The sequence below is a fragment of the Bradyrhizobium sp. SZCCHNRI1029 genome (genome assembly GCF_032487555.1).
Classification (GTDB): Bacteria; Pseudomonadota; Alphaproteobacteria; order Rhizobiales; family Xanthobacteraceae; genus Bradyrhizobium.
The window spans coordinates 1-15,305 of the sequence record NZ_JAUEUK010000009.1 but is presented as its reverse complement, the minus strand read 5'-3'; the positions used below and the strand labels follow the sequence as shown (position 1 = coordinate 15,305).

The 15,305-nt window shown below is 64.5% G+C and carries 14 protein-coding genes; 10 read left to right on the top strand and 4 right to left on the bottom strand.

What is annotated here, in order from left to right; translation table 11 throughout:
* Window positions 1-93 precede the first annotated feature (93 nt).
* Window positions 94-813 carry a Crp/Fnr family transcriptional regulator gene (locus QW861_RS24245; RefSeq protein WP_315754997.1) on the top strand — a complete coding sequence of 240 codons (720 nt, stop codon included), beginning with the start codon at window positions 94-96 and terminating at the stop codon, window positions 811-813.
* Here the strand turns inward: QW861_RS24245 and QW861_RS24240 are convergent, their stop codons facing one another.
* Together QW861_RS24240 and hemN are read right to left on the bottom strand one after the other, a co-directional pair.
* Window positions 814-1,005 carry a DUF1858 domain-containing protein gene (locus QW861_RS24240; protein WP_315717532.1) on the bottom strand — a complete coding sequence of 64 codons (192 nt, stop codon included), beginning with the start codon at window positions 1,003-1,005 and terminating at the stop codon, window positions 814-816.
* An 84-nt stretch (window positions 1,006-1,089) separates the two neighbouring features.
* The gene (gene hemN / locus QW861_RS24235) at window positions 1,090-2,442 is read right to left on the bottom strand and encodes an oxygen-independent coproporphyrinogen III oxidase (protein WP_316193566.1); all 1,353 of its coding nucleotides are present in this window, start codon (window positions 2,440-2,442) and stop codon (window positions 1,090-1,092) included.
* A 220-nt stretch (window positions 2,443-2,662) separates the two neighbouring features.
* On the opposite strand from hemN, the gene QW861_RS24230 reads away from it, so the two are divergent.
* The 4 genes from QW861_RS24230 to QW861_RS24215 all read left to right on the top strand — a co-directional run bounded on the left by QW861_RS24230 (window position 2,663) and on the right by QW861_RS24215 (window position 7,138).
* On the top strand, window positions 2,663-2,863 hold the full coding sequence (locus tag QW861_RS24230) for a hypothetical protein (RefSeq protein WP_316193565.1): 201 nt from the start codon (window positions 2,663-2,665) through the stop codon (window positions 2,861-2,863).
* 347 nt (window positions 2,864-3,210) lie between these two features.
* Entirely contained in the window at window positions 3,211-4,305 is a 1,095-nt protein-coding gene (gene nirK, locus QW861_RS24225; RefSeq protein WP_315754991.1) for a copper-containing nitrite reductase, read from the top strand.
* A 51-nt stretch (window positions 4,306-4,356) separates the two neighbouring features.
* Window positions 4,357-5,238, top strand: a complete 882-nt coding sequence (locus QW861_RS24220) for a formylglycine-generating enzyme family protein (protein WP_315754989.1) — start codon at window positions 4,357-4,359, stop codon at window positions 5,236-5,238.
* 178 nt (window positions 5,239-5,416) lie between these two features.
* Window positions 5,417-7,138, top strand: coding sequence for a hypothetical protein (locus QW861_RS24215; protein ID WP_315754985.1), 1,722 nt, complete (start codon window positions 5,417-5,419; stop codon window positions 7,136-7,138).
* A gap of 8 nt (window positions 7,139-7,146) precedes the next feature.
* Here the strand turns inward: QW861_RS24215 and QW861_RS24210 are convergent, their stop codons facing one another.
* Together QW861_RS24210 and QW861_RS24205 are read right to left on the bottom strand one after the other, a co-directional pair.
* Window positions 7,147-7,797, bottom strand: a complete 651-nt coding sequence (locus QW861_RS24210; RefSeq protein ID WP_315717539.1) for a 3-oxoacid CoA-transferase subunit B — start codon at window positions 7,795-7,797, stop codon at window positions 7,147-7,149.
* Entirely contained in the window at window positions 7,797-8,525 is a 729-nt protein-coding gene (locus tag QW861_RS24205; protein ID WP_315717540.1) for a CoA transferase subunit A, read from the bottom strand. The genes QW861_RS24210 and QW861_RS24205 overlap by 1 nt, the downstream gene beginning before the upstream one ends.
* A 310-nt stretch (window positions 8,526-8,835) precedes the next feature.
* Here QW861_RS24205 and QW861_RS24200 point away from each other — a divergent pair, with 310 nt between their 5' ends.
* The 5 genes from QW861_RS24200 to QW861_RS24180 all read left to right on the top strand — a co-directional run bounded on the left by QW861_RS24200 (window position 8,836) and on the right by QW861_RS24180 (window position 15,144).
* Window positions 8,836-10,785 (top strand): AsmA family protein, encoded by a 1,950-nt coding sequence (locus QW861_RS24200; RefSeq protein WP_315755006.1) that lies wholly within the window; start codon window positions 8,836-8,838, stop codon window positions 10,783-10,785.
* 142 nt (window positions 10,786-10,927) lie between these two features.
* Window positions 10,928-12,310 carry an ABC transporter substrate-binding protein gene (locus QW861_RS24195; RefSeq protein WP_315717541.1) on the top strand — a complete coding sequence of 461 codons (1,383 nt, stop codon included), beginning with the start codon at window positions 10,928-10,930 and terminating at the stop codon, window positions 12,308-12,310.
* Between the two features lie 116 nt (window positions 12,311-12,426).
* Complete coding sequence (locus QW861_RS24190) at window positions 12,427-13,302, top strand: sugar ABC transporter permease (protein WP_315754983.1); 876 nt, start codon at window positions 12,427-12,429, stop codon at window positions 13,300-13,302.
* Window positions 13,299-14,150: a carbohydrate ABC transporter permease gene (locus QW861_RS24185; RefSeq protein WP_315717543.1), complete on the top strand. Its 852-nt coding sequence runs from the start codon at window positions 13,299-13,301 to the stop codon at window positions 14,148-14,150. Before QW861_RS24190 ends, QW861_RS24185 begins: the two co-directional genes overlap by 4 nt.
* A 7-nt stretch (window positions 14,151-14,157) precedes the next feature.
* The gene (locus QW861_RS24180; RefSeq protein WP_315754981.1) at window positions 14,158-15,144 is read left to right on the top strand and encodes an alpha/beta fold hydrolase; all 987 of its coding nucleotides are present in this window, start codon (window positions 14,158-14,160) and stop codon (window positions 15,142-15,144) included.
* The last annotated feature ends 161 nt before the right edge of the window (window positions 15,145-15,305 follow it).

Sequence of the window (15,305 nt, the reverse complement as noted above, 5' to 3'; positions counted from 1 at the left end):
CTATGGCTTGCGCCAGCACAAACTTCCGACGGATCGCAAAAACGTGCTATTGAGCGCCGCAAAATTGAGCCGAATCCGGCCCCGGAGAACATCATGGCTTCCATCGACCGTTCGCTGGTCGCGCATCTGCCGCTGTTTGCAGGGCTGTCCGCTGAGGATCTCACGGACGTGCTGCGGGAGGCCCGCTCCCTTCGCGTCCCCCGCAACGGTGCGGTGTTCGAGCAGGGCGCCGATGCGACCTCGTTCTTCCTGCTGCTCCACGGTCATGTCCGCGCCAGCAAGACGACGCCCACCGGCGACCAGATCGTGGTGCGCTATGTCGTGCCAGGGGACACGTTCGGCGTCGCCCCCGCCATCGGACTCCAACATTATCCGGCGACAGCGACCGCCGTCGACGACAGCATCGTGCTGGCCTGGCCGTCCGCCTCATGGCCGCGGCTGGTCGCGAAGTTCCCATCGCTGGCGGCGAACACGCTGCAGACGGTCGGCCAGCGGCTGCAGGAAACCCACGCGCGCGTGATCGAAATGTCGACGCAGCAGGTGGAGCAGCGCATCGCGCATGCGCTGCTTCGGCTCGCCAACCAGGCCGGCCGCAAGCTCGATCATGGCGTGCAGATCGATTTCCCGATCAGCCGGCAGGACATTGCGCAGATGACCGGGACGACGCTGCACACGGTGAGCCGCATCCTCTCCGGCTGGGAGCAGCTCGGCCTGGTCGAAAGCGGCCGTCAGAAGATCGTCCTGCGCGAGCCGCACAAGATCGTGCTGCTGGCGCAGCAGGGCGCCGGCGACGCGGCCGCATCCCGCACCTGATCACGTGCAGGCACACAGGGCCGCGAGGAACGCGTCGGGATCGACGCCATGCTCGTGGCAGGCATCCGCAACGTTGTGAAAACAGGCGATCGGGCAACCGACGCAACGCATCTGGAAAGCAAGAAAGACGCCGATCGTCTCCGGCCTTCGCCGCATGACATCGTCGACCAGTTCATCGAAGGAGATTGGCATGCGCGCCTCCATTCCAGCGTGAACGGTAGCGGGCATGCCCTTTGCGGTCTTTGTCGCGGCACAAGCACCGCGGCACCTCGACAGTCAGACCGCCCGACTGTGCAGCTGCTTCGACGCGTCGAGATGCGCATCGAACGCCGCAGCGACGCTGCGCACCAGGAACCGGGAATGCTCGGTCACCGCGAGCGCACCGCCGTTGAGCTCCACCACACCGTCGGAGATCAGCGATTGCAGCCGCGGCGCCGATCTCAGCATGTCGTCGGTGTCCGTGCCATGGCGGGTGCAGATGACGTCGAGATCCACGCCGTAGTCGCACATGATGCGCTCGATGATGTCCGCCCGCAGGCGGTCGTCATCGGTCAGTCCATAGCCTTTCACGGTCGCGAGGCTGCCGGACGCGATCTTCTGCTCATAGGCCCGGACCTGCGGCGCGTTCTGGACATAGCCTTGCGGCAGCTGTCCGATCGCCGAGGCGCCGAAGCCGAGCAGCAGATCATTGGTATCGGTCGTGTAGCCCTGGAAATTACGATGCAGCCGGCCTTCGCGGAACGCGAGGGTCATCGGGTCCGTGGGCAAGGCGAAATGATCGAGCCCGATCTGGACGTAGCCTGCGTCCTTCAGCGCGTCAGCAATCGCGCAGGACTGATCGTAGCGTTCCAGACTGTCCGGCAACGCCGAGTCCTGAATCTTGCGCTGGTGCGTCTTGAACGATGGCACATGAGCGTAGCCGAACACGGAGAGCCGGTCGGGGCGCAGGTCGATGGCGCGCCGGACGGTGTCGAGACAGGACTCGACGCTCTGATGCGGCAGTCCGTAGATCAGGTCGAAGTTGATGCCGGCAACGCCGGCCTGACGCAACCCGTTCGTGGCCGCCGCAGTCTGCTCGAAGCTCTGCACCCGGTTGATCGCCTGCTGCACCCGCGGATCGAAACTCTGCACGCCCAGACTGGCGCGATTGACCCCGCTCACCCCCAGCGCCGCGATCATCTCCGCCGTCAGCGTGCGCGGATCAATCTCGATGGCGATCTCCGCCGATGGCAACACGAAAAAGGAATGGCGCAGAGATCCGACGAGATCGACGAAGGACTCCGGCGCCATGATGGTCGGCGTGCCGCCGCCGAAATGGATGTGCCCGACCTGCAGCCGCCGGCCGATCTGGCGCGCCACCATGTCGACCTCGCAACGTAGTGCCGATTCGTAGACCGCAATCGGCTCGTCGCGTTTGGCGACCATGGTGTTGCAGCCGCAATACCAGCACATCGAGCGACAGAAGGGCACGTGCAGGTACAACGATGCCGTCGCGCTTGCTGGTATCGCGCGCAGCCATTCTGCGTAGGTGGACGGGCCGACCGCGTTGGAGAAATGAGGCGCCGTGGGATAGCTGGTGTAGCGCGGGAGGCGCTCCTGTCCGTAGCATGCTGCAAGATCTGGTCTCATGTCCTGCCTGTCACCTGAGCGTGTCGACCTGGGGTTCGGAGGTTCTTGACACAAGGCAAGAGGGACGACCTTGAGCTTTCTCAAGGCGCGGCCGGCAGATACCCTGTTGGAGCAGTAGAACGCCGGTGATCACCGCGGACTTTGCGCTTCCTCAAAGTGGCCGGCTCATTTCCCGTCATCATCGATTCATCGACGATTCGAGGAAACCGCAATGGAAGCTATGCAACTGCTGATCCGTTCATTTGCTCTCCTCGCCGGCATCCGCGGCCATATCCCCCAGTCCGACGGCTTCGAATCGTTCCGCGACGAGTCGGGGCCCACAGGCCTGCTCGGCAACATCGCCATGTTCATGACCACGGTGTTCTGCATCGCCGCGGCAGTGGCCTTCATCGTGTTGCTGGCGGTGCGCTGGCTGAGCTGACGAGTTCAGGAGCCCATCGTCGATCGGTCCAGAGCCGTGCTCTGAAGCGCGCATCATAGCGCCCGCGATTCTCGTGCCGTATGGGCAAACGGACAGATCCCATCTTATCGCGTCGTCGCGCGGGACAGTCCGACCCGCTTTGCTCCGCACCCTGTCCGGCCTCCCAAGAAACTGCGCGCCGATGCAACTCATTCGCGCGCTGCGCGGGCGCAGCCGCGCCAAATTCGCTCAAAATCCGCCGCCTGATTCCGCAATTGCGAAGTTGCTTGTTGCAGCACAAACAAGCCGAGTTCCAACGGGAGCATGGTGATTGCGGCACTACAACAGATCCAATGAAGGAGCGATCCATGTTGACCCGCCGCACCGCCATGTTCAGTGCAGCCATCGCCGCGATGATGCTTGCGGCTCCCGCGATGGCCGAGGACCTCAAGCTGCCGCGCCAGAAGGTCGATCTGGTGGCTCCGCCGTTCGTGCATGCGCACGAGCAGGCGACGAAGCAGGGGCCCAAGATCATGGAGTTCAAGCTCGTGGTCCAGGAAAAGAAGATGGTGATCGACGAGAAGGGCACCACCTTCCAGGCCATGACGTTCAACGGCTCGATGCCAGGCCCGCTGATGGTGGTCCATGAGGGCGACTATGTCGAGGTGACCCTGGTCAATCCCGCGACCAACAGCATGCCGCATAACATCGACTTCCACTCCGCGACCGGAGCGCTGGGCGGCGGCGCGCTGACCCTGGTCAATCCGGGCGAACAGGTCGTGCTACGCTGGAAGGCGACGCGGACCGGCGTGTTCGTCTATCACTGCGCCCCCGGCGGACCGATGATCCCCTGGCATGTCGTCTCCGGCATGAACGGCGCCGTGATGGTGCTGCCGCGCGACGGTCTCAATGACGGCCGCGGACACGCGCTGCGCTACGATCGCGTCTACTACATCGGCGAGCAGGACCTCTACGTCCCGCGCGACGAGAAGGGAAACTTCAAGTCCTACGACTCGCCCGGCGAAGCCTATAGCGACACCGAGGAGGTCATGCGCAAGCTCACGCCGACCCATGTGGTGTTCAACGGCAAGGCCGGCGCGCTCACCGGAAAGAATGCGCTCACGGCCAATGTCGGCGAGAACGTTCTGATCGTGCACTCGCAGGCGAACCGCGACAGTCGTCCGCATCTGATCGGCGGCCACGGCGACTATGTCTGGGAGACCGGCAAATTTTCCAACGCGCCGGAGACCGGGCTCGAGACCTGGTTCATCCGGGGCGGCTCGGCAGGCGCCGCGCTCTACAAATTCCTGCAGCCCGGCATCTACGCCTACGTCACCCACAACCTGATCGAGGCGGCCAATCTCGGCGCGACGGCCCATTTCAAGGTCGAAGGCAAGTGGAATGACGACCTGATGACGCAGGTCAAGGCCCCGGCGGACATTCCGACCGGCACGACGAACTGATCGGCCCTGGGGGCCGGCGTATCCGGCCCCCACTCTCCTGAGTGTGCTGCCATGCTGCTCGCTTTCAAGCTCAAGCTCACCATCGCCTGCGTCGTCGGATTGGCTGGCCCGACCGCAATGGCACCGATCCTTGCCGATCTGCCAAACCGGGTTGCGGACTTCGACGGCCCCGCCCTCACCGAGATCGCACCTGGTACGATCAGCTACCGCGACTCCGGTGACCATCTCCGCAGCGGGCGGCAGGCCGAAGCGCCCATCACGACGGTCCGCTTTGATCATCCGCTGACGATCATGACGAACCAGGTCAGTGCCGCGGACTACCACGCCTGCGTCGAAGCGCATGCGTGCCGCGCGCTCGATCGCAACGTTCCCATCGCCAGCGATCGCCCGGCCGTGCAGGTGAGTTGGCATGACGCGGTGGCCTACGCCGAATGGCTCTCACACCGGACCGGCCACAGCTATCGTCTGCCGACCGATACCGAGTGGGCCTATGCAGCGGGCAGCCGCTTCAAGGACGATGGCGTCTCGATCGACGACGCCGATCCCTCCCGACGCTGGATTGCCCGCTACGAGCGGGAAGCCGCGCTGCAAGAGGACTCCGAGACGCGCGGCTTCGGCAGCTTCGGCATCAACGAGCACGGCATTGCCGACCTCGCGGGTAATGTCTGGGAGTGGACCTCGACCTGCTTCACACGCAAGATGCAGGATAGTGCAGGTCGCGTCACCAAGACCGTCAGCAATTGCGGCGTGCGGCTGGCCGAAGGCGCGCATCGAGCCTACGTGACCGACTTCATCCGCGACGCGCGCGCCGGCGGCTGCGCCTCCGGCACGCCACCTGCCAATCTCGGCTTCCGGCTGGTCCGCGAACAGCCCTCATGGAGCCGCAGCATGACGCAGCGTCTCAGCCGGCTCCTCGGCGCCATTCGCGCCTGACGCGGCGTGCTCAGCGTTAAGCACGCTCGACAGCAACCCACGCCGGTGCCGGATCGGCGGTGCCCTGACACTGGCACAAATGACAGTCACGCAAAATCAACTTTCGATTGCGAGATGCAAGCTACAAACGTTAGACAATTTTCGTTGAGAGACGCGATAAGCGGACCAGGAGGCGAGTGTGAATTCTCGACATCCGCCGGTCTTCTTCACGTCCGACCTGCATGGTTACGGAATTGGCAACACCAGCTGGTTCGACGACGATTCGCCCCGCGCACTGGCTGGACGCTGCCTCATCGACGCGCTCGAATATCTGCGGACGTCGCCTAAATTCGCCGCCAGGGACTGGCACGTGGTGAATGCGGGCGCGGCGCGTCTCGTGCACCAATGTCTCACGGACGGCGCGCTGGCGCGCAAGGATATTCTCGATCGCGTGGCTCCCGCCATCGAACAGGCTTGCGCACGGATCGTCGCGAGCCGCCAATATCGCATTCCGTTCTATGGCGACGACTTCTGGGACTGGGCCAGCGTGGTCGACGGTTTGTGCGAGGTGCAGCAGGTTTCGGTGACCGCGGCCCAGGTCGCAAGACGCGAGCTCGACCAGTTTCGCAGGACCGTCCACATCCGCATGCCGAGCGGTCTCTCGGTCGGCGACCCCGAGCACGAATGGTTCGGACCGGCGATCGCAACACGCGCCTATCGTCTGCTGGATTCCCGCGCATCGGGAATAGATCCCGACCTGCGCAACGAGTTGCAGGCGCAATCGCTCGAACGCATCGAGCGCGGCAGGTATCGCGGACGGCAGGTGACGCCGTGGCAATTGAGCTGGCACTACGGTCAGGTCGTCGGCGAATTCCAGCGCGCCGCAAGCGAGCAGGCGGCCGAGCTGGCTGATTTTGCCTGGCTCGCCGTTCCGCTCGAACTTGGCAAGCGCGCCCAGGTTCTCGCGCGCATCCTGCAAGGAGCCTACGCCGTCAAGGACCGCAGGACCGTCCTGCAGGCATTGGAGGAGCTCTACCGTTGCGAGACACCCGGCCGCCCGCTCGGCCAGGGCGTGATCGGCGCCGACATCGAGGCCTCCCTGGACGTGCTCGAAGCGCTGTGGCAGCAGCTCGATGGTCGGGAGAAGGCCAGCATCAACGCGATGCTCGACGCGCTGCGATTTCTCCATGCCAAAGCCAACACGATCGGTTTCGTGGTCGAAACGCCGGAGGATATCGAAGCCCTGGTCCAGGCCATGGGCTCGGGCACACTGATTGAACAGCGCAACGCGGCGCGCGCCATCATCAGGCATTCCTGCTTCCATGCGGTCGTGTGCCTCGGGCGATCGATGGCCGAGGTGGCGAGCGCGGCCGCAGTGGCGATCGAAGAGCATGGGGCGCAGTGGCTGATCATGCCGGGACGGGCCGAAGCACTGGGCCCGAATCTCCCGCACGCGGCCCGCGGCCCGCGATTCTTCGGCGCCGGCCCCGGTGATCTCGTCATCGCCACCTCGGTCGCGCCATTCCGGATTCAGATCAAGCTGCGCGACGCGCTCAGCATTGCCGAGCCGCCCTTGGTCGATGACAGCGGAATGATCATTCCGGCCGATCCCGAGCTTTGCCGCCTCGCGCACGAGGCCGCGGACGGCATGCTGGATGACATCGGCGTGTTCTTCGAAGGAATGACGGTGACGTGCGATGGCGACGGCACGAATGCCGAGATCTCGGCAGCGTTTCCAGGCGCGCTTGCGACGGATAACATGGCCTATGCGATGGGGCTGATCTGCCTCAGCCGCAGTGTGCCGTGTCTCATCATTCAGGGGCTGGCGGAGACCGCGCAGTCCACTGCTGCGAGCCCGCCGCGGCGAGCGGCATGCCGGCTCGCCGTCAAGGTCGCGGAGATGCTGTGCCGGCGCTGGTAGCCGCGCCCTCAGGCATTCTTCAGCGCGACCCGGAACTCGGCTTCGGTCTTGGCCTTGACCTCGTCGAGCGTCACGCCGTCGGCGAGCTCGATCAGGGCCATGCCGTCATTGCCGTGCTTGTCGATCGTGAACACCGCCAGATCGGTCACCACCATGTCCACCACGCGCTCGCCGGTCAGCGGCAAGGTGCACTGCTTGAGCAGCTTCGGGCCGTCCTTGGCGCTGTGCTCCATGACCACGACCACGCGCTTGACGCCGGCGACGAGATCCATCGCGCCGCCCATGCCCTTCACCATCTTGCCGGGGATCATCCAGTTGGCGAGATCGCCGTTCTGGGCGACCTGCATGGCGCCGAGGATCGACAGGTCGATGTGGCCGCCGCGGACCATGGCGAAGGATTCGGCTGACGAGAAATAGCTGGTGATCGGCAGCTCGGTAACGGTCTGCTTGCCGGCATTGATGAGGTCGGGATCCTCCTCGCCCTCATAGGGGAACGGACCCATGCCGAGCATGCCGTTCTCGCTCTGCAGCGCGACGTCGACGCCCGGCGGAATGAAGTTGGAGACCAGCGTCGGAATGCCGATGCCGAGATTGACGTAGTAGCCGTCCCGTAGCTCCTTGGCGGCGCGCGCCGCCATCTGCTCTCGCGTCCAGGCCATCAGACTTCCTCCCCGGCTGCGGCGGCGGCTTCACGTTTGCGCACGGTGCGCTGCTCGATGCGCTTGAGCGCAGTTCCGACCTGGATGATGCGCTTCACGAAGATGCCCGGCGTATGAATGTGGTCGGGATCGATCTGGCCGGCCGGCAGCAGATGCTCAACCTCCGCGACCGTCACCTTGGCCGCAGTGGCCATCATCGGATTGAAGTTGCGCGCGGTCTTGCGGTAGACGAGGTTGCCGGCGGTGTCGCCCTTCCAGGCGTGCACGATCGCCAGATCGGCAAACAGACCGCGCTCCATCAGATATTTCTCGCCGTCGAACTCCCGCACCTCCTTGCCCTCCGCGACCAGCGTGCCGACGCCGGTCTTGGTGAAGAAGGCCGGGATGCCGGCGCCGCCGGCGCGGATGCGCTCGGCCAGGGTGCCCTGCGGGCAGAATTCGAGCTCCAGCTCGCCGGCCAGATATTGCTGGGCAAACAGCTTGTTCTCGCCGACATAGGACGAGATCATCTTCTTGATCTGCCGCGTCTCCAGCAGCCGGCTCAGGCCGATGCCGTCCACCCCGGCATTGTTGGAGATGACGGTGAGGTCCTTCACCCCGGACTCGCGAATGGCGTCGGACAGGGTTTCTGCGATGCCACAAAGACCAAACCCACCCGACATGATGGTCATGCCGTCCTTGAGGAGGCCGGCAAGGGCGGATTTGGCGTCCGGATAGACCTTGTTCATACGGGAATGACCTGATGGAGAGCGGCGACCGCGCGGATATCGACCGGATTATTAGGCGAAATCTTCGCAATGCGTCAATGATGCCTTCCCAACGCGCACATCCTGCTTTAGCTGTCGCACCAGCCTGCGCCTCCGTGGCGATCCGGAGTCCGGAATATCAGGGCTCCGCCGCAATCCGGCCACACCGGCGGCGTGGCCTTGAAAGCGTCAAGAAAGCGCATCAAGTTGTTGATGTTGGCAGGGGTTTTCGGCGCACCCTGCCCATCCCGCGTAACCAGCGATCCGACGATCCCAGGACATGTCCGTGACCATGGCCCAAGGAATGAGGCGCCTCGGCACACCGATCGCGGTGCTGCTGGGCATCGCGTTCGTGGCTCTGCTCGCGAGCTCCTGGCTGGTCAATCGCGAGGCACTGCGGCAGGCGGTGGAGAGCCAGATCCGCGCGGTGACCGGCCTCGAGCTCGTCGTCAAGGGACATATCGACGTCTCCTTGTTTCCGGGCAGCTATGTCTCGTTCCACGATGTCGGCCTGAAGGGCAGCGGCACCGAGGATCCGGCCCTGCGCGTCGACGTGCTGACCGCCAATCTGCAGTTGTTGCCGCTGCTGCTGCAGCGGTTCGAAATCGCCGATGTCATGATGCTGCGGCCGCAGATCAACGTCACCCGCGAGGCCGACGGCAACAGCAACTGGACGCCCTTCATCGAGACCATCGCGCGCACGATGCGTCCGGGGCCCGACAGCCAGATGTCGTTCTCCGAGATCCGCATCCAGGACGGCATCCTGGTCTACGAGGACACCGACCACCACGCTTCCGAGCGGCTCGACGATATCGACCTGTCGCTCGCCTGGCCGTCGATCTCGCGCTCGTTCGCGGCGACCGGGCAGTTCGATTGGCGCGGCCAGCGCATCGAGGGCTCCATCAGCGTCAGCGACTTCCTGGCTGCGCTGTCGGGGGACCGGTCCGGCTTGAAGATGCGGCTCGCCAGCGCGCCGCTGAAAGTCGCCTTCGACGGCACGGTCGCGAACCGCACCAGCGCGCTGATGGAAGGCATGCTGACGGTGGATAGCCCTTCGCTCCGCGATGCGCTGCGCTGGACGGGGCAGACGCCGCTCGGCGGCGGCGGCTTCGGGCGCTTCGCCTTGCGCGCCCGTGCCAACGTGGTCGGCGCCTCGATCGCTCTCACCAATGTCAACGTCGAACTCGACGGCAACACCGCCGAAGGCGTGATGACCTACGCCAATAACGGCCGGCAGACGCTGCAGGCGACGCTGGCGGCCGACGCGCTCGACTTCACCCCCTACATCTCGACGGTCCGGCTGCTGGCCAATGGGGCCCGCGACTGGAATCGGCAACTCTTCGACCTCAAGGCCTTGTCCACCACTGACCTCGACATGCGGCTATCGGCCGCAAAGGTCACGGTCGGCTCCTCGAAAATCGGACGTACGGCCTTCGGCGCCAACCTGCGCAACGGCGTGCTCGCCCTCTCGGTCGGCGAGGCGCAGATGTATGGCGGCGTCGTGCGCGGCTCGTTCGGAATCGCCCGCGCCGACACCGTGGCCGACGTGAAGGCTGAGCTGCAATTCAACGATGTCGATCTGCAGGCCTGCGCCAACGAGATGTTCGGCGTGTCGTCGCTGTCGGGACGCGGCAATCTCAACGTCTCGCTGACGGCTTCGGGCTCGAGCCCGTTCGGGCTCGCCCAGTCGCTCGACGGCAGCGCCAACCTGCAGGGCCGCGATGGCGCGATCTCCGGCTTCAACGTCGAGCAGCTCCTGAAGCGCCTCGAGCGCAGCCCGCTGTCGCGCGGCGGCAATTTCCGCTCCGGTTCGACGCCTTACGATTCGCTGACGATCGCGGTCAAGTTCTCCGAGGGCATCGCGACCGCGGAGGACATCCGCGTCGAGAGCCCGACCGCGCGCATCACGATGACCGGTACGGCCTCGGTGCCGACACGGGAATACGATTTCAAGGGCGTCGCGAGCCTGCTGTCGTCCGGCAACGGCAGCAACGGTTTCGAACTGCCTTTCGTCGTCCAGGGCCCCTGGGAAGATCCGCTGATCTTTCCCGATCCGGAAAGCCTGATCCGCCGCGCTCCGGCCGCCGCCCCTCTGCTCGATGCGGTCAAGGACCGCAAGACGAGGGATGCGGTGCGCTCGGTGTTGGAACGATTCACCGGCGGCGGATTGCGCCCGGCGCAGCCGGACACTGCGCCGCAGGCTGACGCCCCGACGGGCGACCCTCCCACCAAGCAGAACTGACCGACGCGGCTTGCTTCGCGTGCCGATACGCGGCCGCCGTCACGACCTATGTCTGATATATTACTTCTGGATCACGTCGGGTCCCTGGGCTAGTGTCCGGCCGCAACCGATCAAGCAAGATCGGCGGATCAGGGAGAGACACGTGAAATCCAGGGGAATGGGTGCGCTTTCGATCGCAGTCGCAGCCGCCGGGCTTTTTTGCGCTGCAGCACCAGCCATCGCTCAGGACACCATCACGATCTGGTGGAGCAAGGGCTTCTACAAGTCCGAGGACGATGCGCTGCTCAACGTCGTCAAGAAGTTCGAGGCCAAGACCGGCATCAAGGTCGAGCTGTCGCAATACGCGATCCAGGACATGATTCCGAAGACGGTCGCCGCGCTCGATTCGGGCACCGTGCCCGACGTGGCCTATGCCGACACCTACGACGTTCAGGCCCAGGGCAAGTGGGCCTACGAAGGCAAGCTCGAGGATCTCACCGACATCCTGGAGCCGATGAAGTCGGCGTTCGCTCCGAACACGCTCGAGACCGCCTACCTCTACAACAACGTCACCAAGAAGAAGGCCTATTACGGCTTCCCGCTGAAGCAACAGAGCATGCACGTCCAGATCTGGGGCGACCTGCTGAGCAAGGCCGGCTTCAAGCAGAGCGACATCCCCACCAAGTGGGAAGACTACTGGACGTTCTGGTGCGACAAGGTGCAGCCGGCGGTCCGCAAGGCCACCGGCCAGCGCATGTATGGCGTCGGTCAGCCGATGGGCGTGGAATCCACCGACTCGTTCCAGTCGTTCTACACCTTCATGGACGCCTACAACGTCAAGCTGGTCGACGACGACGGCAAGCTGCTGGTCGACGACCCCAAGGTGCGCGACGGCCTCGTCAAGGCGATGAAGGATTATACCGACACCTACATCAAGGGCTGCACGCCGCCCTCGTCCACGACCTGGAAGGATCCGGACAACAACGTCGCGTTCCACAACAAGACGATCGTGATGACCCACAATTTCACGATCTCGATCGCGGCCAAGTGGTTCGAGGACTCCACCAACCCGGCGCTGACGCCCGAGCAGCGCGCGGCCGGCAAGAAGGCCTATGAGGAGGACATCATCACCGCGTCCTTCCCCAACAAGCCGGACGGCACGCCGATCAAGTACCGCTCCGACGTCAAGACCGGACTGATCTTCGCCAATGCTCCTCACAAGGCGCAGGCCAAGGAATTCATCAAGTTCCTGATGCAGGAGGAGAACCTCGGCCCCTACATCGAGGGCGCGCTGGGCCGCTGGTTCCCGGTGACGACCGCAGGCCAGAAGAGCCCGTTCTGGCAGGCCGACCGCCATCGCAAGGCCGTTTACACCCAGTTCACCGGCGGCACGACGCCGTTCGACTTCACCAAGAACTACAAGTTCACGATCCTCAACAATGAGAACGTCTGGGCCAAGGCGATGAACCGCGTGGTCAGCGAGAAGGTGCCGGTCGAGAAGGCCGTCGACGAGCTGATCGCGCGGCTGAAGGAGGTCGCCGGCTAGTCTCTCGCCTCGCGAGGCACTAGCTCGAGATCCTGACAACGACAACAAAACCCGGCCGCAGCGCATGCGGCCGGGATGGCTTATAGGCGGGAAGAGACGACCCGGGAAAAACGACCATGGCGATCACGCTCTCAGCTTCCGATTCCGCACTCGCGGAGGCGCCGCGCCCGGTGCTGCTCACACCGTCACAGGTGTGGGGCATCGTCATGCTTGCCCCCTATCTGCTCGTCTTCCTCGCCTTCGTCGTCTATCCCGTCGGCTACGGCCTGTGGCTCGCCCGGGAGCCGGCCAGCTATGTCGCGCTGTATAACGACCCCATCTTCGCGCGCGCCGCCGTCAACACGCTGATCTTCCTTGTGGTCGGCATCAATCTGAAGATGGTGATCGCACTGTTCCTGTCCGGCTTCTTCATTCAGCAGCGCGGCTGGATCAAATGGCTGTCGGTCATCTTCATCCTTCCCTGGGCGGTGCCTTCGATCCCGACCATCCTGTCGGTGCGCTTCATGCTCAATCCCGAATGGGGCGTCGTGAACCAGCTGATCTTCAAGTTCACCGGCGATGACGGCCCGAACTGGCTGAACGATCCGACGGTCGCGCTGTCGATGGCGATCGGCATGCACATCTGGAAATCGCTGCCGTTCTGGACCCTGATCCTGATGACCGGGCGGCTGGCGATCTCGCAGGACCTGTTCGAGGCCGCCGAGGTCGACGGCGCCACCTGGTGGCAGAAGTTCCGCTTCATCACCTGGCCGTCGATGCAGACGCTCTACATCACCTGCACGCTGCTCTCGATGATCTGGACGCTCGGCGACTTCAACAGCGTGTACCTCCTGACCGGCGGCGGTCCGGCCGATCTCACCCACGTGTTGGCGACACTCGGCATCCGCTATCTCCGGCTCGATCAGCTCAGCCTCGCGATGGCCTCGATCGTCTGCGCGATGCCGCTGGTGCTCCCCCTGGTCTATTTCATGATGAAGCGGTTGTCGCGATGAAGCTCCCCACCCTGCGCGAAGTCGGCACCGAGGCCCGGCTGCTGCTGATCGGCATCCCCGTCTTCATCTGGACGATGATCCCGATCTACCACATGTTCCTGTTCGCGATCTCGCCGAAGGAGGACGCGTTCTCGGGCAAGCTGTGGCCGGACCATCCGACGCTGCACAATTTCTCGATCGTGTTCCACCAGCAGCATTACTTCCTGCGCGATTTCTGGATCCAGTTCGGCAACTCCGTCATCATTGCCGCCGCCGTCGGCGCGCTGACCCTGGTGATCGCGACTTGCGCGGCTTACGCCATCTCGCGCCTGCGCGTGCCCGGCAGCCGGGTGGTGATGAACCTCGCGCTGTTCACCTATTTCATCCCGGCCGCGTTCCTCGCGGTGCCGATGTATCGCACCATGGGCAAATACGGCCTGCTCAACAACGACTGGTCGCTGATCCTGGCGATGGTGACGATTGCCTCGCCCTACGCGATCTGGGTGCTGAAACAGGCCTCCGACAAGCTGCCGGTCGAGCTGGACGAGGCCGCCGTCATGGATGGCGCCAGCCCGCTGCAGATCTTCCGGCTCGTCTATGTGCCGCTGATGATGCCCTCGCTGGTCGCGATCGGAACCTATGCGGTGCTGCTGGCCTGGAACGAGTACCTCTACGCGTTCCTGCTGCTGTCGAACGACAAGGATATCACGCTGCCCGTGGCGCTCGGCAACTTCCTGGCCGCCGATGACTCGCCGTGGGAGCTTCTGATGACCACCGGCTTCATCTACGCGCTGCCGCCCGCGGCGGTCTATTATGCCTTCAAGCGCTACATGGTGGGCGGCCTGACCGCCGGCGCCGTGAAGTCGTGACGGAGCGATGAGGGTCGGATTTCGTCAGGGACGGTTCGCCGACGCTTCGCGGCCGAACTGGGACGACGACGGGCCGCGGCCCATCGACTGGTTCGCCTGGTATCCGGCCGCGGATAGCGCGATCGAAGCAGCGCTTCCGGTCGCCCCATGGCCGCAAGGATGGTTCGAGGCGGGACCTGCGGCGCTGGATGCGCCGCTCGGTCCCAACGGGACTTGCCCGCTCGTCGTGTATTCGCATGGCACCGGCTGCAACGGCCTGCAGTTCGAATGGCTGGCGCGCGAGCTGGCGTCCCGCGGCTTTGTCGCGGTCGCCGTCAATCATCATGGCAACAGCAACGCTGAACCCTACCGGGCAGAGGGCTTCCTCTGCTCATGGGAACGCCCGCGCGACATGTCCTTGCTGATCGACCACATCGCCACTCATCCCGATTTCGAAGGCCGTATCAACCCCGACCGCATCTACGCCGTCGGCTATTCGCTCGGCGGCGTCACCGCCACCGCCTTGCTCGGCGCCATCATGCTCCGCTCGCCGTTCGAGCCGGGCGCCAATCTGGGCCGCGGACCGCGCGAGTTTCCCGATCTCGTCGATCATCTGCCGCGGCTGATGGAGAAGAGCCAGATCTTTCGCGACTCCTGGGGGCGGATGTCGGCCTCCTATCGCGATCCCCGCATCAAGGCCGCGCTGCTGCTGGCGCCGGGCCGATCGGTGCAGGGCTTCTCCGACGAGAGCGTCGCCGCGATCAGCGTACCCGCACGCATCATGGTCGGCGGTGGGGACGCCCTGCTGCCATCCGCGCGCTGGCTGCATGAGCGGCTCAGCGGCAGCACCTTTGATGTCGTTGCCGACGAGGCCGGCCACTATGTGTTCCTGCCGAAGAGCACCGCGCTCGGACGCAGCGCCGACCCGGCGTGCTGCGTCGATCCGCCGTCGGTCGACCGCGGCGCGATCCACCGCACGGTTGTGGCCGCCGCGTTGCATCTGTTCGAGGCCTGAGCGACGCTGCCGCAGCATTCTCCGTCATTTTGAGCGTAGCAAAGCAATCCAGAGTCCTGGCGCGGCCCTGGATTGCTTCGCTACTGTTCAGCCCGGAGACATAGCTTACACCTGTTCGGGGACATAGTTGACAGTTTTGGGGTCGCGCAGATCAATCGCTG

Excerpts from the sequence above, each read along its gene's own strand:
- QW861_RS24245 (WP_315754997.1), top strand. The coding sequence starts at position 94 with ATGGCTTCCATCGACCGTTCGCTGGTCGCGCATCTGCCGCTGTTTGCA.
- QW861_RS24240 (WP_315717532.1), bottom strand. The coding sequence starts at position 1,005 with ATGCCAATCTCCTTCGATGAACTGGTCGACGATGTCATGCGGCGAAGG.
- hemN (WP_316193566.1), bottom strand. The coding sequence starts at position 2,442 with ATGAGACCAGATCTTGCAGCATGCTACGGACAGGAGCGCCTCCCGCGC.
- QW861_RS24230 (WP_316193565.1), top strand. The coding sequence starts at position 2,663 with ATGCAACTGCTGATCCGTTCATTTGCTCTCCTCGCCGGCATCCGCGGC.
- nirK (WP_315754991.1), top strand. The coding sequence starts at position 3,211 with ATGTTGACCCGCCGCACCGCCATGTTCAGTGCAGCCATCGCCGCGATG.
- QW861_RS24220 (WP_315754989.1), top strand. The coding sequence starts at position 4,357 with ATGCTGCTCGCTTTCAAGCTCAAGCTCACCATCGCCTGCGTCGTCGGA.
- QW861_RS24210 (WP_315717539.1), bottom strand. The coding sequence starts at position 7,797 with ATGGCCTGGACGCGAGAGCAGATGGCGGCGCGCGCCGCCAAGGAGCTA.
- QW861_RS24205 (WP_315717540.1), bottom strand. The coding sequence starts at position 8,525 with ATGAACAAGGTCTATCCGGACGCCAAATCCGCCCTTGCCGGCCTCCTC.
- QW861_RS24200 (WP_315755006.1), top strand. The coding sequence starts at position 8,836 with ATGGCCCAAGGAATGAGGCGCCTCGGCACACCGATCGCGGTGCTGCTG.
- QW861_RS24190 (WP_315754983.1), top strand. The coding sequence starts at position 12,427 with ATGGCGATCACGCTCTCAGCTTCCGATTCCGCACTCGCGGAGGCGCCG.
- QW861_RS24185 (WP_315717543.1), top strand. The coding sequence starts at position 13,299 with ATGAAGCTCCCCACCCTGCGCGAAGTCGGCACCGAGGCCCGGCTGCTG.
- QW861_RS24180 (WP_315754981.1), top strand. The coding sequence starts at position 14,158 with ATGAGGGTCGGATTTCGTCAGGGACGGTTCGCCGACGCTTCGCGGCCG.